The sequence below is a fragment of the Marinomonas posidonica genome (genome assembly GCF_043643765.1).
Lineage (GTDB): Bacteria > Pseudomonadota > Gammaproteobacteria > Pseudomonadales > Marinomonadaceae > Marinomonas > Marinomonas posidonica_A.
Genome location: NZ_JBHZSP010000016.1, coordinates 12,483 through 35,807, shown reverse-complemented (window position 1 = coordinate 35,807; position 23,325 = coordinate 12,483). Strand labels below are relative to the sequence as shown.

The 23,325-nt window shown below is 44.2% G+C and carries 20 protein-coding genes; 13 read left to right on the top strand and 7 right to left on the bottom strand.

From position 1 onward, the window contains the following. Positions 1-7 precede the first annotated feature (7 nt). The gene (locus ACHUFM_RS16360; protein ID WP_394183557.1) at positions 8-1,000 is read right to left on the bottom strand and encodes an ABC transporter substrate-binding protein; all 993 of its coding nucleotides are present in this window, start codon (positions 998-1,000) and stop codon (positions 8-10) included. A gap of 374 nt (positions 1,001-1,374) precedes the next feature. On the opposite strand from ACHUFM_RS16360, the gene ACHUFM_RS16355 reads away from it, so the two are divergent. From ACHUFM_RS16355 to xdhC, 5 genes are all read left to right on the top strand, one after another. Beyond that, positions 1,375-2,193, top strand: a complete 819-nt coding sequence (locus ACHUFM_RS16355) for an MBL fold metallo-hydrolase (RefSeq protein ID WP_394183556.1) — start codon at positions 1,375-1,377, stop codon at positions 2,191-2,193. 5 nt (positions 2,194-2,198) lie between these two features. Beyond that, positions 2,199-2,591: a nuclear transport factor 2 family protein gene (locus ACHUFM_RS16350; RefSeq protein WP_394183554.1), complete on the top strand. Its 393-nt coding sequence runs from the start codon at positions 2,199-2,201 to the stop codon at positions 2,589-2,591. Positions 2,592-3,078: 487 nt separating this feature from the next. Next, positions 3,079-4,572, top strand: coding sequence for a xanthine dehydrogenase small subunit (gene xdhA, locus ACHUFM_RS16345; protein WP_394183552.1), 1,494 nt, complete (start codon positions 3,079-3,081; stop codon positions 4,570-4,572). Then, complete coding sequence (gene xdhB / locus ACHUFM_RS16340; RefSeq protein WP_394183550.1) at positions 4,565-6,904, top strand: xanthine dehydrogenase molybdopterin binding subunit; 2,340 nt, start codon at positions 4,565-4,567, stop codon at positions 6,902-6,904. Before xdhA ends, xdhB begins: the two co-directional genes overlap by 8 nt. A gap of 18 nt (positions 6,905-6,922) precedes the next feature. Beyond that, positions 6,923-7,783: a xanthine dehydrogenase accessory protein XdhC gene (gene xdhC / locus ACHUFM_RS16335; protein WP_394183549.1), complete on the top strand. Its 861-nt coding sequence runs from the start codon at positions 6,923-6,925 to the stop codon at positions 7,781-7,783. Between the two features lie 72 nt (positions 7,784-7,855). Here xdhC and ACHUFM_RS16330 read toward each other — a convergent pair whose 3' ends face one another. Both ACHUFM_RS16330 and ACHUFM_RS16325 read right to left on the bottom strand, forming a co-directional pair. After that, the gene (locus ACHUFM_RS16330; protein WP_394183547.1) at positions 7,856-9,610 is read right to left on the bottom strand and encodes a putative periplasmic lipoprotein; all 1,755 of its coding nucleotides are present in this window, start codon (positions 9,608-9,610) and stop codon (positions 7,856-7,858) included. 204 nt (positions 9,611-9,814) lie between these two features. Further along, the gene (locus tag ACHUFM_RS16325) at positions 9,815-10,054 is read right to left on the bottom strand and encodes a DUF1127 domain-containing protein (RefSeq protein ID WP_394183545.1); all 240 of its coding nucleotides are present in this window, start codon (positions 10,052-10,054) and stop codon (positions 9,815-9,817) included. A 116-nt stretch (positions 10,055-10,170) separates the two neighbouring features. On the opposite strand from ACHUFM_RS16325, the gene ACHUFM_RS16320 reads away from it, so the two are divergent. Beyond that, a complete protein-coding gene (locus ACHUFM_RS16320; RefSeq protein ID WP_394183543.1) occupies positions 10,171-11,127 on the top strand; it encodes a LysR substrate-binding domain-containing protein in 957 nt (318 codons plus the stop codon). A 168-nt stretch (positions 11,128-11,295) separates the two neighbouring features. Next, positions 11,296-12,633, top strand: a complete 1,338-nt coding sequence (gene pssA / locus ACHUFM_RS16315) for a CDP-diacylglycerol--serine O-phosphatidyltransferase (protein ID WP_394183541.1) — start codon at positions 11,296-11,298, stop codon at positions 12,631-12,633. A gap of 86 nt (positions 12,634-12,719) precedes the next feature. Here the strand turns inward: pssA and ACHUFM_RS16310 are convergent, their stop codons facing one another. Then, entirely contained in the window at positions 12,720-13,991 is a 1,272-nt protein-coding gene (locus tag ACHUFM_RS16310; protein ID WP_394183539.1) for an aromatic ring-hydroxylating oxygenase subunit alpha, read from the bottom strand. 257 nt (positions 13,992-14,248) lie between these two features. Here ACHUFM_RS16310 and ACHUFM_RS16305 point away from each other — a divergent pair, with 257 nt between their 5' ends. Beyond that, entirely contained in the window at positions 14,249-15,370 is a 1,122-nt protein-coding gene (locus ACHUFM_RS16305; protein ID WP_394183537.1) for an FAD-binding oxidoreductase, read from the top strand. A gap of 316 nt (positions 15,371-15,686) precedes the next feature. Further along, complete coding sequence (gene gbdR / locus ACHUFM_RS16300) at positions 15,687-16,805, top strand: choline metabolism transcriptional regulator GbdR (protein WP_394183535.1); 1,119 nt, start codon at positions 15,687-15,689, stop codon at positions 16,803-16,805. A 70-nt stretch (positions 16,806-16,875) separates the two neighbouring features. Here gbdR and ACHUFM_RS16295 read toward each other — a convergent pair whose 3' ends face one another. Next, positions 16,876-18,297 (bottom strand): ArnT family glycosyltransferase, encoded by a 1,422-nt coding sequence (locus ACHUFM_RS16295; protein WP_394183533.1) that lies wholly within the window; start codon positions 18,295-18,297, stop codon positions 16,876-16,878. Continuing rightward, entirely contained in the window at positions 18,294-19,316 is a 1,023-nt protein-coding gene (locus tag ACHUFM_RS16290) for a glycosyltransferase family 2 protein (protein ID WP_394183531.1), read from the bottom strand. Before ACHUFM_RS16290 ends, ACHUFM_RS16295 begins: the two co-directional genes overlap by 4 nt. Positions 19,317-19,447: 131 nt before the next feature. Between ACHUFM_RS16290 and ACHUFM_RS16285 the strand changes: the two genes are divergently transcribed. The 3 genes from ACHUFM_RS16285 (at position 19,448) to ACHUFM_RS16275 (ending at position 22,533) form a co-directional block, all read left to right on the top strand. After that, on the top strand, positions 19,448-20,128 hold the full coding sequence (locus ACHUFM_RS16285; protein ID WP_394183529.1) for a response regulator transcription factor: 681 nt from the start codon (positions 19,448-19,450) through the stop codon (positions 20,126-20,128). Next, positions 20,125-21,378 (top strand): sensor histidine kinase, encoded by a 1,254-nt coding sequence (locus tag ACHUFM_RS16280; RefSeq protein WP_394183527.1) that lies wholly within the window; start codon positions 20,125-20,127, stop codon positions 21,376-21,378. Before ACHUFM_RS16285 ends, ACHUFM_RS16280 begins: the two co-directional genes overlap by 4 nt. 144 nt (positions 21,379-21,522) lie before the next feature. After that, a complete protein-coding gene (locus ACHUFM_RS16275; RefSeq protein WP_394183525.1) occupies positions 21,523-22,533 on the top strand; it encodes a pirin family protein in 1,011 nt (336 codons plus the stop codon). Here ACHUFM_RS16275 and ACHUFM_RS16270 read toward each other — a convergent pair. Further along, a complete protein-coding gene (locus ACHUFM_RS16270) occupies positions 22,521-22,958 on the bottom strand; it encodes a GtrA family protein (RefSeq protein ID WP_394183523.1) in 438 nt (145 codons plus the stop codon). The genes ACHUFM_RS16275 and ACHUFM_RS16270 overlap by 13 nt on opposite strands. A 38-nt stretch (positions 22,959-22,996) precedes the next feature. Between ACHUFM_RS16270 and ACHUFM_RS16265 the strand changes: the two genes are divergently transcribed. Further along, entirely contained in the window at positions 22,997-23,242 is a 246-nt protein-coding gene (locus ACHUFM_RS16265) for a tautomerase family protein (RefSeq protein ID WP_442919176.1), read from the top strand. Positions 23,243-23,325 lie beyond the last annotated feature (83 nt).

The window sequence follows — 23,325 nt, the reverse complement described above, 5'->3', positions numbered from 1 at the left end:
AGTTGAATTACTTGAAGAAACGGCTGTTTACTGCTGTTTCAGGGGTAAGGGCGTCTTGGCTTAGACCATTGGCCTCAGCGGCATATTGCCACGTTTGTTTGATACGCTCAGAAGTGAAGTGACCAAAGCCATCTTGCTCTGTGACATCGTTAAAGACTAAGCCTGTAATGCTTTTTATTTGGGCAGCCACTATGTCGGCATCCACTTCTGGCACCATCTTGTGAAGATCTTCCCCAGCGACTTGCGGATTTTCATAGGTAAATTTAACGGCTTTAGCAAAGGCTTTAATGAAGCGTTTCGCCACATCGGGACGTTCCTCTAGGAAGCGCTCGGAAGCGAGTAGAGATGAACTGTATAAAGACAAGCCAGAATCAGACCAAGGCATTTCAACAATCTCTTTGCCCGCTTCTTTTGCTTGTGCGATAAATAATGCCGTGTTGGTCACCCAAGCTATGATGGCGTCGGTATTCCCCGTGATCATCATAGGTGCCAAAGCGCCTGGATCGGACTTCACCAGCTTGATGTCATCTTCTGTTAAGTTGTTTTCTTTCAATACCAAAGGTAAGAAGGCGTTTGAAGAAGTAAAAGGAGAGGTGGCGACTTTTTTGCCTTTTAGATCTTTGATGGAACGGATACCACTGCTTTTTAAGGCGAAGAAAGCGTGCGGTGCTTGCGTGAAATAGGGCATAACGGCAACCACTGGTACGTTGTCTTGTGCTTTTGCTGCCATTAAGGCACTGATGTCTGAACTGCCTATGTCTGATTGTCCTGTGGCCATTTTGGTTAAGGCATCGGTAGAACCTCGCCCGCTGGCGATGCTGACGTCCAAATCTTCCTCGGCAAAAAATCCTTGTTGAATCCCTACATAGACAGGTGCTTTATCACCACCTGGTAACCAATCTAGCTGAAAAGTGACTTGGTCTGCTGCAATGACAGAAGTACTTGAGATGAGACTGGCTAAAAGAGTCAATCGGATTGCTGTTTTTTTTGCCGCTTTCATAAACATGCTCCATACAATTAATAGGGATTTAAGACCCGTTTGTTTCATATTGATATGATTTAGCAACATTTGTTCCATTTTTTCATATAGGTATGAATATTTTTGTAAATAATTGAATTTATAATAAAAAATTTAAATTTATGGCTTCAATTAATTATCCTTGATAAGGATATTTATAGGGGGAGTGACGTAAAATGGTGCGTTGTTAAGAGTAGGTAGGTTTGATACTGTATATTTCTAATTGATTTTGGACGCTGACTCTTTAGTTTAGGATGTGAAGGTCAATTTGAGAGTTTGGTTAGTTACCATAATTTAGCCTAATCGTATCTAATCAAATTAATAAAGTACGCTAATTCAAATAATAAGGAATAATCATGAGTAACAATACGTTATCGTTAAAACACCTTCCTGCTGGTGAACATGGGTTTTTCCGAGCTCCAATTCTAGTGTCTGGCGCGACAGAGGCGGTTCTTATTGATGGTGGCTTTACTCTTTCTGATGGCGCGGCAGTGGTTGAAGAAATCAAAGCAAGCGGCAAACAATTAACCACTATTTACATTAGCCAAAGTGATCCTGATTATTACTTTAGCTTAGGTCCAATAAAAGCAGCTTTTCCAGATGCTAAAGTGATTACCGCTAGCGCAACGCTGGCTGCTATTAAAGCCAGCGTAGAGAAAAAACTGGCCGCATGGGGGCCACAGCTTCAAGACAATGGGCCAAAAAACTTGGCTGATGTTGTTATGCCCGAAGCGTTTGATGGTGAGTCTCTAACGGTAGATGGCGAAACGATTGAGATCGTTACTATTGAGAATTTGCCCAACCGTCGTTACTTGTGGATCCCTTCTCTAAACGCTGTTGTTGGTGGCGTATTAGTATTTTCTGATTTGCATGTCTGGACGGCAGATACAGCCACTGTAGAGTTGCGTGAAACATGGGTGAAAACGTTAGATTCTATTTTGGCTCGTAACCCTGACATTGTGATTCCAGGTCATATGACGCTTGATGCAAAAACAGGTAAGGAGGCAATCATTTATACTCAAACTTACCTTAGAGCGTTTGAAGCAGAGTTGGCAAAAGTTGATAACAGCGCAGACTTAATGGCAGCAATGACGGCACTATATCCAGATGCTGGATTGGGTGTCGCCTTGCAAATTGGCGCTAAAGTGAACACTAACGAAATGAAGTGGGGTTAATTAGCATGAAATCTCCTCTTGAGATTATTAAAGCGACATACGAAGGCTCATCTGAAGAGAATGGCAAAAACTTACTGGAAGTGTTGGCACCTAATGCCACATGGACAGAAGCGGCTGGCTTCCCTTACGCTGGTACTTACACGGGAGCAGAAGACATTGTAGCCAATGTATTTCATCGACTAGGAACGGAATGGACAGGTTATCAAGCCAAGGTTCATACCTACCTAGCGGACGGTGACCGAGTAGCAGCTTTTGGCGTGTATTCTGGTACTTATAATGCGACAGGAAAGTATATGACAGCGACTTTTGCTCACCTTTACCAGTTAAAAGATGGCAAAATACTTAGCATGGAACAATACGTAGATAGTGCCATGGTACAAGAAGCGCTTAAGAGTTAAGCAAATGACTCCGCTACGACATGAGTAGCGGAGTGGTTTTTATTGGCCATTAATTAACCGTCCTATGATTGAGTTTTATGAGAAAATTCACTTATCGTCGTCATTATTATCTAAAAATAGCATTTCCGTTACGTCTCATCCCGTATCTCTGTCAATAAGCTTTTAAGAATTCTCCAACCCGTAGCTTAAAGCTGCCGCTCAATTTTTCGTAATGCAAATAAGTCATGGATGACATGGTCTTTGATGAAAGACAAGTCGGTTAATTCTTACCGTTTCAGAATACTGATATTTATCCAGACAATTAAGCATGCATGAAAAGATTCTGTGCCGTTCATTTTTCGATTATGGCTCTGCCTTCGGCATTAAAAATTGATTGTTCAGAGGGCTATATTAGTTTTTAATTAAAACTTTGAACGATTGGTCAGTTTTTTGCATTTCAACTATCATTACAGCCATCATAGACATTTTTTTAAATAAGGAGAGCGCTTTGAAATTTATACTAAACGATGAGCTCATTGACGATAACACGCTCCCTAGCGACTTTACCGCTTTGCGTTACCTAAGAGAAAAGCGTGGTTTAACGGGGACGAAAGAAGGTTGTGCATCGGGCGATTGTGGCGCATGCACGCTCCTTGTTGGTGCGCTAGAAGCGGGTGACGTTACGTATTCCACCTTAAATGCTTGCATTACTCCTGTGCAATCATTAGCCGGCAAGCATGTGGTGTCGGTCGAATATTTAGCCGAGTTGGGGGAAGGTCTTCATCCCGCTCAGCAAGCCATGGTTGATGCTCATGGTTCTCAATGTGGTTTTTGTACGCCAGGTTTTGTTTTGTCGTTGGCTGGTTTGTATGAGAATGCGGCGGTAAAAGAACAGGGTCTGGATCGTGAATCTGTGTGTGATGCCATCTCCGGAAACTTATGCCGCTGCACCGGCTACCGTCCCATTATTGAAGCTGGGTTAGCGATGAAAGGGCAGCAAGGGCATCTATTGAGTCAGCAAGATTGGTTGAAAACGGTATTAGCCGACCTAGATAACCCAGCGGCTAATACAAAGTACTTGCGACCTACAAGCTTAGCGGAAGCCTTAGCGGCGAAACAGCAGTATCCAGATGCAGAATTTATCGCCGGTGGTACGGATTTAATGCTGGAAAATACCCAGCGTTATAAAGACTTTGATGTATTGATTGACCTCAACAATGTGGCTGAGATTCAGCAGTTAGAAGAACAGGGTGGGCATCTTATCATTGGGACTGGCGTAACCTACAGCCAATTGGAAGACTTCAGTCAAGACGCTTATCCGCACCTTTATCACCTGTTAAGTCGGATTGCGTCACGACAAATTCGTAATCGCGGCACCATTGGCGGCAATGTGGCAAATGGCTCTCCGATTGCGGATATGCCACCAATTTTGTTGGCGTTTGATGCCGACGTAAGGTTGGACAAAGTCGATGGTTCTAGCCGTATGGTGAAGATGTCAGACTTCTATTTAGGCTACAAGCAAACCCAATTAGTAGACGATGAATGCATTGTCGCGTTTCATCTCTCGCTTGATAAGCTCGCGGAGTTTCATCGCTTTTATAAAGTCTCGAAGCGCATGGAAGACGATATTTCCAGTGTTTTATTAGCCGCGCGTTTTACCGTGAATGGAGACCAGATTACTGAGGTTCGCCTCGCGTTTGGCGGTATGGCGGCTACGCCCATTCGTGCGCAAGCCGCTGAGGCGTGTTTGCAAAATGTGGCGGTAACGGATGAAGTGGCGCTTCAACAAGTTTTACAGGCGCTGCGCGAGGAATTGAAGCCAATGAGCGACATGCGTGCCAGTGCGCAATACCGACTCGACATGGCGTGTAGTTTAGTGCGTAAAGCTTGGTTAGAGCTAAATGGTCATTCTGTACCAACTTTTTCAGGTCACCCAGTGCCAGAATCCTGGTTGTCTCTCGGTCAAGAAATCGGTCAACAAGAAGGGGCAAAGCATGCGTAAATTACCAGACAATCTCGTCACCGCACAAGAAGCCAAAGCTTTGCCGATCCACGAATCTGCGATGAAACATGTGACCGGTGAAGCGGTTTACATTGATGACATGCCAGAGTGGCCTAACGAGCTTCACGTCGCCACAGGCAAGTCCACCGAAGCCTTTGCGGACATAGTGTCGATTAATTTGGATAAGGTAAAAGCCTATCCAGGTGTAGTGGATGTGATTCTACAAGCAGACATTCCCGGAGACCCAGATGTTTCACCTGTTCTAAGCGGTGATATGTTGTTGGCGGGGGACTTTGTTCATTACATCGGCCAGCCTATTTTCGCCGTGGCGGCCACCAGTTTGCGTGCCGCGAAACAAGCGGCCGAGCTGGCGGAAATCACTTATCAAAGTAAAGCCGCGACCTTGCATCCGAAAGACTCATTGGCGCGACAAGAATTTGTGTTGCCAACCCACACCATTCGCTGTGGAGACAGTAAAACGGCGTTAGCACAAGCTGAGCATACCTTGTCGTCGGACCTTTACATTAAAGGTCAGGAGCACTTTTATTTGGAAGGCCAAATCAGTGTCGCTGTGCCGAATGAAGACGGTGGTGTTCAAGTGTTTGCTTCCTCACAACACCCAGCGGAAGTGCAAAAATTGGTGGCGCGGGTGTTGGAGTTGCCGGTTGCTCAAGTGTTGGTGGAAACGCGACGTATGGGCGGCGGTTTTGGGGGTAAAGAGTCACAAGCGGCGACACTCGGTTGTATGGCGGCCGTTCTGGCGGTGCGTAACCGTTGTCCGGTGAAATACCGCATGCCACGTCAAGACGATATGGTGCAGACCGGTAAGCGTCACGACTTCTGGAATTCCTATCAAGTGGGTTTCACTCAGCAAGGTGAAATCGTCGCAGCAGAATACGACATGGTGGGCAAATGTGGCTGTACCGCAGACCTCTCGGACGGTGTGGTCGATCGCGCCATGTTCCACGCTGATAATGCTTACTTCTTACCCAATGCCCGTATTAGTGGTTATCGAGGCAAAACTCATACGGTTTCTAATACCGCTTTCCGTGGTTTTGGTGGACCAAAAGGCGTGCTGTTAGCCGAAAACATCATCGAAGAAATTGCCTGCAAAGTCGGCAAAGACCCGTTGGACATTCGCAAGTTGAATTGTTATCAAACCGGCAAAGACAGGACGCCTTATGGCCAGCAGATCGAAGAAGATGTGCTACTAACCTTGATCGAAGAATTGGAAATGAGTTCGAACTATCGTGCCCGTCGTGAGGCCATTAAAGCCTACAACAAACAAAGCCCGTTTTTGAAAAAGGGCTTGGCCTTAACGCCAGTGAAATTTGGTATTTCCTTTACTTCTAAACACCTTAATCAGGGCGGGGCTTTGGTGCATGTGTACACAGATGGCAGCATTCATGTGAGTCATGGCGGTACGGAAATGGGCCAAGGTTTGTACACCAAGGTGGCGCAAATTGTTGCGAGAGCCTTTGGTATTAATTATCAACGGGTCAATGTGGGTTCTACGCGAACTGACAAGGTACCGAATGCGTCACCAACGGCGGCATCCGCGGGAACCGATTTGAACGGAATGGCGGCCTTAGACGCTGCTAATACCATCAAAGAGCGACTGCGTGAATTCGCCATGGAGCATTTTGCTATCGCAGCGGATGCCTTCGCTATTGAAGACGATCAAGTCATTCTAGGCAGCGAGACCATGGGCTTTCCTGAGTTCATTAAATTGGCGTATATGAATCGAGTGTCTTTGTCGTCGACGGGATTTTATAAAACGCCGAAAATTGGTTATGACCGAAAAGCCGCGAAAGGACGACCTTTCTTGTATTTCGCCAACGGTGCGTCGGTATCGGAAGTGATTGTCGATACCTTAACGGGCGAATACAAGGTCACGCAAGTCGACATTCTGCATGATGTGGGGGATTCCATTAACTCGCACATTGATATTGGCCAGATCGAAGGAGCCTTCGTACAAGGGATGGGCTGGCTCACCTCAGAAGAATTAAGCTGGGACGATAAAGGCCGCATTACCACCAACAGTCCGGCGAATTATAAGATTCCTACGTCTGCCGATGTGCCAGAAAAGCTCACCGTGAAACTGTTTGATCGCGCTAACAGTGAAGACAGTGTTTATCGTTCCAAAGCTGTCGGTGAGCCGCCATTGATGTTGGGGATTTCCGTTTGGTGTGCGTTAAAAGACGCTTGTGCTTCGGTGTGTGATTATCAGCTGTCACCACCTTTGGCAGCACCAGCAACGCCAGAAGCGGTATATTATGCGCTGCAATCGGCAAAGGCTTATCAAGCTGGCGCGACAGCGTCAGAACAATAGGTGAGAGGAGGTGACGCTATGATGTCTTCATTAAACTGGATTCAAGCGCTGGCAGAGGTGGAAAAGTCAGGACAAGCTTGGGTCATGGCCACTGTGATCGGCACCAAGGGGTCGTCGCCGCGAGAATCGGCCAGCAAGATGGTGGTTACTGCTGAACACAGTTTTGACACCATAGGTGGTGGACAGCTGGAATACGCTGTCTGTCAAAAAGCCCGTGCCATATTAGAAGCGGGTGATGGGCCTTCTCACTTGTTGGAAAACTTTCCGCTCGCCGCCAAAACCAACCAATGTTGCGGCGGAACAGTGTCTGTTTTATTGGAATATTTTCCTGAGCCTGCGGCGAAAATCACCATTTTCGGTATGGGCCACGTGGCGACCACCTTGGTCAATGTATTGGGGGAAATGCAAGCTAAAATCAGTTGGGTAGACAGTCGTACCAATCTTGTTCAAGACAAGAAAACGAGTGATTTGCCAAGCAACGTAACGCCCTTGGTATACGATTCCATGCTGGAGCATGTGGATGCCATGACAGCCAATGAAGTGGTATTAGTCATGACTCACGACCATGCCTTGGATTATCAGCTGGTGGAAGCCTTGTTGGATCGCAAAGATTGTCGCTTTATCGGCTTGATCGGCTCTCAGACCAAAGCCATGCGCTTTAAAAAGCGTTTGGCCAGTGCGTCATTTAGTAAAGCGGAGATTGAGTCGGTACACAGCCCTGTTGGTATTCCTGAAGTGGCGGGGAAAAAGCCCTTTGAAATTGCCATTTCCATTGCTGGGCAAATCATTCAATTGACCCAAGGTGATGAGCAAAAGGCACAGAAAAAAGCCACAGGGTTAACTTGGAAAGATATTAATAAGGTGTTGGATCAAGCTTAATTGCTTTTCTTAGAATATCCTGCGTAAAAAAGGGAATCGCAATGAGGCGATTCCCTTTTTTAATAGGCTAGATTAGCTTTGAGAAAGCTTTAAGCAGGTCTGAATGTCAGCAACTGGAATACTAGGTGTAATGACAGCACCGAAAATATCTTTTACGTTGAGGCTTACACTATCCTTTTGGTTAAAGTCACTGTTCGTCTTAATGATCTGGTCGGTTGTCGTGAAAGGAATGACTTGATTTGCGTCACTAAAGGTAATGTTGGTGATTTGTGGGAGTTTATCCTCACGACCTTCTTTAGGGGTAAGCACAAGTTGGTAGCTGGTGTTGTCGGTATTAGGATGACAGCTAAGTGTAAAATCCCCATCGGCCAGTTTGGAACGTACCAAATAGGATAAATTTTGAACGTTGACCGTGTCATTAACGTCATAGTTGACAATGAAATCTCCCTCACCTTGAGTAAAGGTTGTGCCCTCTGGTGAAGCCATTACTGTGTAGCAGCTTCCTTGCTTTGATGAACTTACTTTTTTATAAAGGAAGGTTTGATTAGTATCTGTTGGCCTTGAAGCCAGGTTAATAATGGTGACATTCTCTGGATGATGTAAGCACAAACCGCTGGTTTTAGTCTCTTCACTTGCCTCGATAAAGTGGATGTTATTTTGACTCATTTCGGAAGTCAGTTGAACAACCGCTTGTTTTGTCGCATCCGTTAAGCTTTTTTGCGCGTCATTTATGCCTTTTAAAATAGAGTCGATATTGTCTTGGTTGAGTGAATATGGATTTTTTAATAGCTTTTCAACTTCTTCTGCCGTTGGGTAGAGTTTCTTTCTAAAAGACCATTGTGATGCATCGCCGCCTTTCACAATGTTTAGTCTGAGCCAAGTTTTATCTTTGTAGAGTCCTCTCGGTTTTTTTTGATCATCTACTTCAGTAATGCCGTCCTTGGTGACGATTAATTTCTCGTCGTTAAAATCCTTTAGACTCGAGTGGTCGGGAGTATCAACAAACGCTCTGTTTAGTGTGGTTGGTATCAACATAAAGAAATCTGGAAGGAGTCCAGGGAGGTTAGACCAATCTTTACTAAAATAGTCATAACATGTCATCACAGCGCATCCTTCTTGTTTGACCATAATGACTTCGCCATCTTTTAGCGGTACAACATTAGAATGATTGCTAGGAGTGTATTTACTGTTCCCTGCAACAAAGTCAATATCCATCTCCATGACTAAATCGTTTTCGTTTGCGAGCAATAAGGTATTTGCAATTTCTTTCGCGAGTTTGATTTCGCCAAGTGTAATAGGGTTGGATAAAGAGAAGCTTTCGGCGGTGGCGGCAATGAATTCCAGCATGGCCGAGCTTCCGTCGTTTTCATCCAAGTCATATTCATAGACTTTAATGTTCATGCTCAGCAGGTCACTTTCCATTTTTTTCGGGCCATATAACGCCTTATTGAGAAAAGGCGCTTTGATGCCATCGGCCAATTTTTCGTATGGACCTAAAATTTTGGTAGTGATGTCTGAATCTGTTTCTCCGGTAACGGCTTCGGTGAATTCGACGACAAAAATTACCTCATTCACTCCCCACCAGTCGGCTAAGTATTTTAAATAAGCATCTGTAAGATAGATGGCATACACATCATTTCCATCGGTAGAGCCATCGGCTTCGGTTTTAAAAATGGTATTACCATCTGTAACAAGACTTGCAGTGGAAATGAGAGGTTCTTTCAGGGTGCCATCTGGCTCAACTGAACGAACGCTTACGGTGCCTGTAGGATTACTGGAACACGCAATTAGCACAAAACTGACGAGCAATAAAATGAAGGCCTTCATTGTTATTTCCTTGTCTGTAGTTGGATTATCTAGAGGAAGCTTCTTTAAAGCTAGTATCTTTTGATTAAAAAATAAACAAAAAATAAATTTTAGCGAGGTGTTAGTACTGCTAGTTTGACTAAATGGGTTTCTGAGCGGTTTACATTAACATGGAAAGATCCGACCCGATGTCACAGGGTCGGATAATGATGTAGTGCAATAAGATTATTTCCATAAAGGTTTGTGTACTTCTTGATATACATCGCTTGAGGTTAAGCCCAAGTCTTTCAGTTGCGAGTCATTCAATCGATTCAACTGACGACGGGTTCTCCAGTTATGATGCATTTTAGCGATCAGTATTCGCCAGTTTTTACTGTTTAGTCTGGCTAATGCATTTTGCTGTTTTTCAACAATCGTTGAGCAAACTTTTACCAGTTCGGATGATTGGTTGGAATGCGTATTCATTGTGATCTCCTGATGTGTTTTTGTCGATTGGTGATTGAATAATGGTTAATTTAGCGTGTGGCGACAAACGAGAAAAAAACGTCTATGATTAAGAAAAACTTAAGCATGGTATTGTTATGTCCAGACCTAGAAGTTTACCGCCTTTAAAATCTATGCAGGCATTTCGATATGCCGCTGAGGCTTTGAGTTTTAAGGCGGCAGCGGATCAATTATTTGTCACCCAAGCGGCGGTGAGTCAGCAGATCAAAACCCTTGAGCAACACCTTGGCGTAGCTTTATTCGAGCGACATACTCGACAAGTTGCATTGACATCGGAAGGTCGATACCTCTTTGACTATGTAGAGAAAGCATTTCGATTGATGGAGGAGGGAGTCAGAGGTATATCAGAAGACACGAATCCAAATACCTTGGTGATCAGTGTGGTTCCGTCTTTTTCCAGTCGATGGTTGGTGCCGCGTTTAGGGCATTTCCAGCAACAAGCAGAGGACATAAATTTACGTCTAAGCCCGAGTATTGGGTTGTCTGACTTTGCTAATAGTGATTTGGATCTTTGCGTTCGTTTAGGGCATGGACAGTATGAAGGGTTGCAATCTGAATTGTTATTTGAAGAATTTTTAATCCCAGTTTGTCACCCAGACCTGTTTCATGAAAAAGAACCAGTTGAGCAACAGTTAAATCACATTCCTATCATTACAGATACTGGGCCAGATATGGATCATGTGTGGCCTAAGTTACAAACCTTCTTGAAAATGTATGATATGACTTTGAAATCTCACCTTCACGTTGCAGACTCTACCTCCTTAGTAGAGGCTTTGCTGTCTCGACAAGGGCTCGCCATGATGCGGTTTAGTCTGGTCTATGAGTTGCTTCAGAAAAAGCTGCTCATTTGTCCATTGCCCGTTTATATGAAATCTAAATACGATTTTTATTTGGTCGCACCCGCGCCGCATTTTCGGTATGACAAGGTTCAGAGCTTTCGCCACTGGATCAAAGGGGAGGTAAAGAGTATTGATGAATCTTGGTTGGCATATCTTAAGGCGAATCAGCGCTTTAAAGAGATTAAAATGAGCTAATCATTGATAGGCTTGAATTTAAATGTAAACTTTTGTAATCTCGTAAGGAATTTAAGTTTATTTAGATTCAGTGCACTTTAATTTTAATTATCTTGTCGCTTTACGAGCAAAAGCTAGGTTGTTTTGTTACAGTTCACTGTTTTTTTATTAAGGTCGAATTTCAGTATCATGCCACAACCCTCTTTATTTGTTTCTTTACCGGCTTTTTCTGTTCATCCAGATAATTTCAATATTCTTCATTCTGCATTTGAGTATCGTGAGTACCTTTTAGAGGCCATTCGAACGGCAAAGTCGAGAGTTTTCCTGGTGGCACTTTATTTGGAAAATGATGAGGCTGGTCGAGAAATTCTGACCGCAGCGTATGAAGCGAAACAGCGTAGTCCAGACTTAGATGTTGTGATTTGTGTTGATTGGCATCGTGCGCAACGAGGGTTAATTGGTGCCGAAGCGTGCGAGGGCAACGCGGCGATGTATCAAGAGTTTGCTCAGAAATACAAAGAACAAATCGCCATTTATGGGGTGCCGGTTCGTCATCGAGAAGTCTTTGGTGTGTTGCATTTAAAAGGCTTCATTATCGATGATACTGTGATTTATAGTGGTGCGAGTCTGAACAATGTCTATTTGCATCGTCATGACAAATATCGTTTTGATCGTTATCACGTCATTGAGAACCAAAAGCTGGCAGACAGCATGACCAGTTTTATTGAACAGATGATGATAGGGCACATAGTGGTAAAAGATTTTACCAAAGGTGAGTGGCCAACGACGAAGAAGCTCAAGCCCTTAATTAAGCAATACCGAATGTCTTTGTCGGAAGCGTCTTATCCGCTAGAAAGTGAGCTGATTGACGACCAACATGTTGGCATTACACCCTTGGTGGGAATCGGTAAAAAAGACAATCAATTGAATCAATGTATTGTCGAAATGATTGCCGAGGCAAAGCATGAGTTGTACCTCTGTACCCCTTATTTCAATTTACCTAAAGTGGTTTTGAGAGAGGTGAAGCGAGCCATTAAACGAGGGGTGAAAACGCATATCATTGTGGGCGATAAGGTCGCAAACGATTTTTATATTCCACAAGATCAGACGTTTAAAGCCATTGGTGGCTTGCCTTACTTGTACGAAATTATTTTACGTAAATTTGCGCGTGCGAATCGCAAATACCTCGCTTCCGGCGATTTATCCATTTATTTATGGCGTCATGAGGCTAATAGCTTTCATCTGAAAGGTTTGTGGGTGGATCGAAATAAAGCCTTATTGACCGGAAATAATGTTAATCCAAGAGCCTGGGCATTAGATTTAGAAAATGGTTTATTGGTTCAAGATAATCATCAGCTTCTTGAAGAGAAGTTTCTGGCTGAATTTGGCAACATATTTGATCACACGAAAACCGTTTCTAATTACCTTCAGCTTGATACACGTCGCGATTATCCAGTGGCCATTCAGAAGCTACTGAAACGGGTGTTTCGAGTAAAAGCGGATCGCTTGTTAAAACGCATTTTGTAAGCCTATTTTGGGCATTTCATGACACATTAAAAAAGCGAGCAGAGTGCTCGCTTTTTTAATGCTTTACTGTTGACCTTATTGGGATATTACACTGTTAGGTTTTTTTGCATTGTATGGGCATACCAGTTAAGGAAATTGATCACACCAAACTCGTAGGTTTCAGAGTAAGGACCTGGTTGATAGCCAATGGAATTAATCCCTTGTTGATTGCGTTCACCAAGCACCTTGTCTTGCTCGTTAGTCGCGTCCCATACCTTTCTGAGGTTATCTGGGTCGTAATCCACCCCTTCAACGGCGTTTTTATGTACAAACCACTTGGTTGTCACTAAGGTTTCTTGCGCAGAAATCGGCAGCACTCTGAACACAATAAAGTGATCTGATTGCATGTGGTTCCAGGAATTCGGTAGATGCAGAATGCGCATGGAGCCAAGTGAGCGGTTTTGGATTCGCCCTAATAATTTATCGGAGGCTGTTGTGCCGTCAATGGTCATAACGTGTGTGCCTTTTTTAAGAGGCATTCGCACAATGCGGTTCCGTTGTACTGTGCCAAAACTTTGGTGTTCATGTGGGATACCTTCGGCGTCCCATTGAGCCGATTGTTCTGCATAATGATCAAGAAATTCTTGTGGGGCTCGAGGGTCTTCGGTGTCATCCCATTCAAGTAAGGTGTTTAACAACTCTGGGTGACTGGCAGAGCAGTGGTAGCATTCGCGGTTGTTCTCGAGCACCAGTTTCCAATTGGCTTTTTCATACATGGTGGACTCGACAGCAAGCTTGGTGTTTTCGACATCGTAGGGTTCCATGTAGGTTTCCAGTGTCGCTAGATAGTCATCGAAACCATCATCTGGTGCCTCTTTCGCTAAACAGATAAAAATGAAACCGCCCGCGTTTTTGCAGTGGGTTGATTTTAAACCATGTTCTTTTAACTGAAAATCTTTGTTCATTTCTGTGCCAGCAAACAACAGGTTGCCTTTTAAGTCGTAAGTCCACTGATGATAAGGGCAGACTAGATTCGCTACCTTGCCCCTGTGTTCGGTACAAATGACGGAACCACGATGACGACAAGTGTTGTGAAAAGCGTTCACCTTGCCTTCGGCGTCTCGAACAATGAGTACCGGGTTCTGGCCAATTTCAACCGTAAAATAATCCCCTTTTTTTGGGATTTCGCTGGTCATGCCAACAAACAACCATTCTTTTTGAAAAATTTCTTCCATGTCGATGCGAAACATATGTGGATCATTATAAAGTGGCGCCTCTAACGAATAGTGAGTTGGACGAGACTTTAGTAGATCGCTCATGGCGGTTTTGGCATCAGCTAACGTGGCATGGCGAATATTGAGTAAATCTTGTTGATTCATCTTTCTGGACCTTACTGACAAAAAGATTAATGGAGTTGGATGGCATTAATGTCGCCATATTGTCTCAAATAGTGGATGCGAAAATGCCCAATCACGACACGAGATGGTATTTAAATCGACGCTCAACAGTCGATGAATCATACCCTTGGCTGCCATGAGCAAGTTATTGTCGTTTAGGGTTAAATTGACTTTGAGCATAGCCACCAAAATGGCTCGAAATGGTGATAACGACTTCTTTACTTTGAAGGACAGATGCGATGACAGACATGAACAATGCTCCAGCCGATTACTTTACTCCTGTTAATACCCAAACTTGGGTGAATGGTCGTCATAATGTACGTTGTGTGAAAGTGATTCATGAAACATGGGACGTGAAGACCTTCTGTTTTATGGCACAACAACCTGTCATGTTTTTCTTCAAACCGGGTCAATTTGTCACTTTAGAATTGGAAATCGATAACAAACAAGTAATGCGTTCTTATACTATCTCCAGTTCTCCATCCGTGCCTTACAGTTTTTCCATCACAATAAAAAGAGTGCCTGGCGGTGAAGTGTCCAACTGGCTGCATGACAATATGAAGGTGGGTGTCGAGCTCGCAGTGCATGGACCTGTTGGGCAGTTTAACTGTATTGATTTTCCGGCGGAGAAAGTGCTCTTGTTATCCGGTGGGGTGGGCATTACACCGCTGATGTCCATGGCGCGTTGGTGGTTTGATACCAATGCAGAAGTGGACATGACGTTCATTCACAGTGCACGTTCCCCGAGGGATGTCATTTTTTCTCGTGAGTTGGATCACATGGCAGCACGCTTGGATAATTTTGGTTTGTATCTGATTGTCGAGCGTATGGAAAACGGTTTGCCCTGGCAGGGCTATCGTGGTTATTTGGACTCAGCCAAATTAGACATGATTTCCCCGGATTTTATGGAGCGAGAAATTTTCTGCTGTGGCCCTGCACCTTATATGCGAGCTGTGAAAAACCTTCTGAAAGAAAGAGGGTTTGATATGTCTCATTACCATGAGGAGTCATTTGGTTCGACTCCTGTGGATGTGGTGGAGGATGCTATTGAGTTAGCTGAAGTCGCGCAGGCTGAAGCGGATGCTGTTAGTCAAGCCGATCTGTTGAGAGTGGAGTTTGAAGGCAGTGGTAAGAGCATTCAAGTTGCCGCAGGTGAGACCTTGCATAACGCAGCGGCCAAACTGGATTTAATGATTCCAAAAGCCTGTGGTATGGGGATATGCGGGACCTGTAAGGTGATGATAAAAGAGGGCGAAACCCAGATGGACCATAATGGTGGAATCACCGATGAAGATGTTGAAGCTGGCTATGTTTTATCTTGTTGTACTGTGCCGAAATCGGATGTAGTTATTGAGTACTAAAAAGCAGCTTTAAATAAATTGAATAGAAAAGTGTTCATTTTTATTAAATAAGCGTTCAATAAAAGAGCAAACTTGGTCTATATTAGTGCAATGATGTCTTTCTTTGGGTTGGGCGAAAAACGGGTCTTCCCCATTGAAGCACATTATCTGTAATGAGGAGGGGCCTATAAGCCGCTGGTGACTTCGTTACTTCCTTATAAATGACAAAGTTTTAGCAATTGCTTTTGTGTTTCCTTAAAAAAATAAAAAGCACAACCACAAACATGGTCTGTATTTTGCTGTGTAGTAGGGAAAGTGCATAGATGAGGGCATTAATATGGTAATGGCAACACGCTCTAGCGCAACCACCACGCTTGGCTCGAAAAAAACCACCAAAGTGGGTTTTTTGCTACTGGATCATTTTACAATGATTGCATTAGCTTCTTCCATTGAGCCATTACGCATGGCCAATCAACTATCGGCAGATACGCTTTATAATTGGAGCCTTATCTCCGAGGATGGTCAACCTGTTACCGCCAGTGATGGTTTAAGTCTGTCACCGGACCTGTCTATTTATGACACCGCCGATTTTGACTTAATTATAGTGGCGGGTGGTGTCGACATCACCCGAGCTTATACGGCTAAGCAAGCTTCCTGGTTATCAAAGCAAGCCCGTAAAGGGGTGACCATAGGTGGCATATGCACTGGAGCCTATTTGCTGGCGTATGCTGGTTTGCTGGATGGCTATCAATGCAGTGTGCATTGGGAGTGTCTGACAGCACTGCAAGAAATCTTTCCTAAGGTGAAATGCAATAATCGACTTTTCTCTTTGGACCGTGACCGAATTACTTCCTCTGGCGGTACGGCGGCTATGGATATGTTGTTAACCATGATAGGGAAGCAGCATGGACCGCGTTTATCCAGTGCCATTTCAGATATGTTTATTTGTGAGCGGATTCGCCATGAGTCGGATCAACAGCGTATGCCAATGCGCCAGTTTAATGCTGGTGGCGCAGGTGCAACCAAGTTGGTCGATGTGATTGAGTTGATGGAGAATAATTTAGAAGAGCCTATTGAATTGGACGAATTAGCGACATTTGTCGACGTTTCTCGTCGCCAAATTGAGCGTATGTTCCATCGTCACTTGGATTGCTCACCATCCAAGTACTACTTAAAGCTTAGATTGGAGCGAGCTCGAAAATTGCTCAAGCAATCGAATATGTCCATTGTCGAAATTTCCATGGCGTGTGGTTTTATATCGACACCGCATTTTAGTCGCTGCTATCGTAAACACATCGGTGTATCGCCGCGAGACGAGCGTAAGCAAGCATGGAGTAATTCATTACAAGGCGATTTTCAATTACCAAATAGTGGTGATGTGTTGAAGATGGCGCATGCTCAAGAAGCCTTAGTTCATTCTCATGCTGAGCCAAGTTACGGTTCTGTTGTGATGTAAGGCATCATGTTTGTTTCCATGATTGGATTTGAAAAGAGCGTCATTACCTAGTGACGCTCTTTTTTTATGTCTAGGGGTGGCAAAAGAGTAACGTTTCCGTTTTAGATTGACCTCTTTCCTGACATGACCAATCTAGATAGTCAGTGCGGTCCTTTTTGGCTTGAATAATGAAAAATGCGTTTTGCTGATTTGGCAACCAAGTATGAATGTCTGCTGAGCGTTCTTTTGCACGGCCAGCTGAGTAATATTGTCCTGAAAATGGGCGTTTATGAAGATAAAATAAATCGCTATGTTGCGCTTCCACTTGTGCTTGCCACTGCGTGAGCAGATCACGTTCAGATTTTACCTTGACCCATTGAAAATGCAGCGCACTCACTAAGCCAATTAATAACAGCGGTGTAACGAATCCAATCTGATAAAGCCGGTAGGGTAATGGTCGTTGCAGGTGTAACTGCGTCAGCAATAATGCCATCGCTGGTAAAGCTGGCATAACATAACTAGCCAGAATATTACCGGAAAAGCTAAACAGCAGCATGGGGGCCAGCATCCATAGGAGTAGAAAACTCGTCATGCCATTTTCGCTTTGCTCCACATCACGATTTTCTTTGAGGTTACGAAGCCATTGCCAAATAAGTATCGGACTCCAAGGAAGCATGGCTAAGAAAGCGTAAAGCCAGATGGTACCACGCGTTCTTTCGTGAGCTGAACCATACAAATCGCCCTGCCAACCACTGACAATAAAACGCTTAATGTGTTCGCCGACAATAAAATAATTTAAGAAACCAGGTGTTCTATGTTCAGCAATGAGATACCAAGGTAACGCAATGGCGATGAATAACATGCTGCCATAACCCCAAGGTAGACGCTGCCAAAGTTGCTTCCATCGACTTTTCGGTAGTAACCAAAGGGTAAGGCTGATACCGACAAGTACGATGGCAAGGGGACCTTTTGAAAGCATGCCAAGTGCTAAGCCAATGAAGAACAAATAGCCCCAAATTTTGTGTTTTCCATTCCAAGCTTGCCAGAAGCTGATCATACTAAGACTGATCGAAAACGTTAGGACGGTGTCTGTCATAACGGCACCGCTTAATAGAATGAAGGAGGATGTGGAAGCTAAAACGGTGGCGCAGAGTAAGCCAAGTGTTTTGCTTTTATACTCATCGCGAGCAAATTGATAAAGCAACGCGATAATGCCAAAACCGACCAGTAAATGTGGTATTCGTGCGCCGAACTCATTTACCCCAAAAACAGTAAATCCTAAACTGCTTAACCACGTGAAGAGGGGCGGTTTCCCCCAAAATGGAATCCCATAATCAAACATAGGGGTCACCCAGTTTCCGGTTTCGAACATGATTCGAGCCATTTCCCCATACCTTGCTTCGGTGGTATCCATCAAAGGGTAAAGGGCTAAAGAAGCAAAGCGCAGACCGACGCAAAGGGCCAAAAGCCACATCAGAGTTTTATTAAGAACGGAATGAGTGGGTTTTATCATTTTGTTGTTTCCGATTGGGCAAAAGTAGGTGTTGAGATGGTTTCTTCCATTAGTACATACAAAGGGCGTTGCTTGGATTCGATAAAGAGGCGACCGACATATTCCCCCAAAACGCCAATCGATAGGAGTTGAATGCCGCCTAAAAATAAGATGATCAAAACGGTTGAAGGATAGCCAACTACTGGCTCGCCCCATACTAAGGTTTTGGTCAGCACGACCATGGCCATGACAAAGGTAAAAAACGATGTGGTAAGTCCTGCTAGGGTCGCCCAACGTAACGGTTTGGTGCTGAAAGAGGTAATGCCCTCTAAGGCAAGGTGGACGAGTTTTGGGTAATTCCATTTTGTTTCGCCAGCCAGTCTTGGGTCCCGATCAAAGGTCATGACTTGGCGAGTAAACCCGGGCCAAGCTAACAAGCCTTTCATAAAGCGGGTTCGTTCAGGCAAGGTGTTGATGACCTCAACGACTTTCTTGTCCATGAGACGAAAGTCTCCCACATTTTCTGTGATGGGGGAGTCACTGATATACGACATAAAGCGATAGAAGCAATGGGCGGTTGTGCGTTTTAGCCAATTTTCACCGTGTCTTTCTCGGCGCTGCATTTCGACGACTTGAGCGCCTTGTTGCCAAGCATCAACCATATCGGGAATGTATTCGGGTGGATCCTGAAGGTCGGCATCCAATAATATCACGCATTGTCCCAAGGCCGATTTTAATCCCGCGCTTAACGCGGCTTCCTTGCCGAAGTTTCGACTGAGTCTTAAGCTGCGGATGCTGTGCGTTGGGTGTTGGAATTGGCTGACCAGTACCCAGCTATCATCTTGACTGCCATCATCCACATAGACGATTTCACAGGATTGATTTAGAGCGGATAACGCATTACAGACTCGTTGATGGCATTGCTCTAAGACATCTCGCTCGTTTAAAAAAGGGATGATGACGCTGACGAGAGGTACTTGTTTTTCTATTCTGTCATCGGCTTTAGTGTGCACAAAGTGCTGATAGGCGACCGCACTCATAGTGTTTCCTCAGTTAAGTTTATAATGAGGTCATACTAGCGAGAGGTTTGTCGCAAAAAGATGATTCACTTTTTTTTCATCTCTTTGTGTCACAATAATATGAAATGCAAAGAGGCCAGAAATAAAATTGTATGAAGTTACTGTTGGTGGAAGACCATAAAGACATTGCGGGGGTTATTTTTGACTATTTCGAGCTCAAAGGTGACGAGTTGGATTATGCCAATAACGGCCAGCACGGTTTTAATCTAGCGATCGCTGAGCCTTACGATGTGATTATATTGGATGTCATGCTGCCAAAAATGGACGGCTTAACAGTGTGTAAATCCTTGCGGGAGCAGGGTGTGGACACGCCTGTTTTGATGTTGACAGCACGGGATACGAAAGCGGATATTTTAGCGGGCTTCGAAAGCTTAGCGGACGATTACCTAGTGAAGCCCTTTGATTTGGACATTCTGGACTCTCGAATTCAAGCTCTAGTTCGACGACAAAAAGGCAAAGTGGCAAACCGTGAATTGCAATTCGGGCACTTAAAACTCGATATGAATACGCGTATTTTGCAGCGTGAGGGGAGTCGCTACGCCTTAAATCCATCCCAGTACACTATTTTAAGAGTACTCATGCAAAATGCCCCTGATGTGGTGAGTAAAAATGACCTCTCGGATGCCTTATGGGGGGATGAAGAGCCAGACAGTAAAGTATTAAGAAGCCATATTTATCAGTTGCGCAGCTTAATTGATCGTCCGTTTGAGCATGCCTATTTACAGACGGTGTCGAAAGTGGGCTACCGACTTGTTGCGGAAGACCAAGAATGAAACGCATTAAAACCGCTAAACAATTAACCTTTACCTATTTTTCTATCGTTGCCTTTGCCATCATTGCCTTTCATTTCTCCATGTTTCAATCAGTGATTGAAAATGTGGAAATGATATACGCTGAAAATCGTATGTTGAAAGATAAAAATACTGCCGTAGAGCGTTTGCAAGGCACACATTTAACACATGTTTCTATTCCCCCTTTTTCAGAGGTGTATGTGGGTGAGGATAACCTGCCCTTGGGCGTCGTTCTTGACCCTCATATGAAAGATGACTTGCCCTATGAATTGGATGAGGCCTCGGATACGGATTTGGAAGTTTTTTCGATGCGTTCACAGGTGACCATCAATGGTGTACAAAAGACCTTATATATTATCCATTACGACGAGATTTATGAGATTAGCGAAGCACAGATGTTTCAGACTCAAAGCACTCAGCTCATACTTTCTTTGCTTTTGTTGGTTGTCAGTTTATGGGTTGTTATGCGTATTTCTATGCGCTTAACCAAGCCATTATCACAGTTATCTCAATTTTTAACGGCAAGACGTCCCAGTGATTTGTCGCCGATTGCCTTGCCTGAAGGCGCGGCGACACGTGAGGTTCATCTGCTGGTGGCTTGTTTCAATGATTATCAACAGCAAATTCAAGGATTAATTGAGCGTGAACGAGCGTTTAACCGCTATGCAAGTCATGAGTTACGAACCCCTTTGATGGTGATGAAAGGGGCGGTTACCTTGCTTGGTAAAACGGATTCTCCTGAGTTTATTCAGCGTCAGCAGGTCAGAATGCGCCAAGCTTGTCAGGAAATGGAGGATTACATTTCAACCTTGTTGTCTTTGACTCGAGAAGAGGATCTTTCCAGTATTCCTAAACGTCTAGTGACATTGGAGGAGCTGGAACACATCAAGCAAGCACACATGGTGTATTTGGTGGATGATCAAGTGTCAGTGCAGATTCAGATGCAGAATGGTTTAGAGACCAAGATGCCTGAGCCTATTTTTCATATCTTGTTGGGAAATCTTCTTAAAAATGCCATGGCATCCACTGAAAAAGGGCGAATAGATATCCAAGTGGTAGGTAATCAAATTGATGTGATTGACACTGGTTGTGGTTTGAAAGGGAAACCGGGTGGTGAGAGTTATGGGTTAGGCTTGATGATTGTGCGTGATATCTGTGTGAAATACGCATGTGAATTTAGTCTGCAAGATAATGCTAATAAGGGCTGCGTTGCTAGTGTGATCTTACCCTAGTTGTATTTAAAAAATCGATTGATTGGATTCGGTTTTAGCATAAATCAATCGAGTTTTTTGATGTTATTATGGTGCCATATTATCCATTGTTCTTGAAGGTGAATGTCTTTAAAGAATGAATGAAATTGTTTTGGGAGAGACAATATGAGCGCCGCAATCCTTAAAAAAATGCCATTAGAGATGTTTTGGCCAACCTTTGATCCCTTCTTATTTTGTGCCTTTCACAATGATAACTACCCTCAAGCAAATGGTGAAATGGGACCAGATGCTCCATTGAATAATCGTCCTATTGGGCAGGACTTTTCAGGTATTGATGGTTGGCGTATGTATCACGGCAGTAAAGTTCCAGGTTTCCCAGCTCACCCGCATCGTGGTTTCGAAACGGTCACCATTGTTAACCAAGGTTTTGTGGATCATGCGGATTCTATAGGCGCTGCTGGTCGTTATGGTCAGGGCGATACTCAGTGGATGACTGCCGGTCAAGGCGTGCAACATTCGGAAATGTTTCCCTTGTTAAACGAAACAGATCGCAATCCCGTTGAATTGTTCCAAATTTGGTTGAATTTACCAAGCAAGAATAAAATGGTGCCTCCCCATTTCACCATGTTATGGAATGAGGACACACCCGTACTGACAGAGAAAGATGCACAAGGCTTTGAAGCCAGTGTAAAAGTGATTGCTGGCCCGATTAGTGGTGTGCAACCAGCACCGTGTCCTCCAAATTCTTGGGCGGCTGAAGAGCAAAATCACGTGGCGATTTGGCTGGTTGATTTGGCTGAAAAGGCGGAATGGACGTTACCCGCGGCTATGGCTGGACTCTCGCGAACCTTGTATTTCTTTGAAGGCGATCAAGTTGCGTTAGATAAGGAAGCTGTGTCTGTTGATCAGGCCTTTGTGCTGAAAAGTGATGCCAGTATGGTGTTAAAGAATTTGGGCAAGGCTGCTCGTTTTCTAATGCTGCAAGGACGTCCTATCAATGAACATGTTGAACAGCATGGTCCTTTTGTTATGAATACTCGTGCTGAGTTGCAGCAAGCTTTCCAAGATTATCAGCGAACTCAATTTGGCGGTTGGCCTTGGCCACGTCACGATCAAGTGCATGGTAAAGATAAAGGGCGTTTTGCTGAGCATGGTCAGTTGAATCAAGGTTCTTGAGGTTTTATTCGCTGGTCACGGAAGACCCAATAGCGCGATAGTGAATAGTTAATACACATGCTAATGACGACTCCAGGTATCATGGCAAAGTAAGGCCAAAGTATCGTGAGTCCTTGGTATTGTGTAGAAGGTTGGACATGGAGGAGCAAGAGATAGATGCCAAGGTTTGGAATGAAGGCCATTAATGAACCGCTGAGGAATTGTAACCATTCCACCACAGCGGTTTTTTTATGTCGGCCGTTAGAAAAAGTAAAGTGTCGATTCCACCACCAATTTGAACTGGCTGCGACCCAAAAGGATAGTCCTCTCGCAATGGGATAAGGCACGCATTGTGACAATAGCATCAAGCTGGTCAGATCAACGACGAAGCCGAAGCCGCCGACTAAAGCAAAGCGGCAATATGGGTGTTTTAAAATTCTGTTCATCGTGCGATTCTAAGGCGGTAGTTGTCAAAAAAAGATGAATGCACTCTCGTGCTCTAATGATGATAAAAAGGAGAAATGGCATGCCATACGTGAATATTCGCATCACCAATGAAGGTGTCACAAAGGAACAAAAGCAGGCTTTGATCAAAGGCGCGACAGATTTATTGGTGGATGTATTAGGCAAAAATCCATCGACTACTGTGGTGGTAATTGATGAAGTTGAGACCGATAACTGGGGAATTGCGGGTGAGCAGGTGACGGAGCTGCGTAAGAAGAACACATAAAATATTCATGCAGCGTGCTCATTCCTAAGTGGAATGAGCACCATTAGTTTAATTCCTTTTACAAATAGTTGAGATCATCGCAT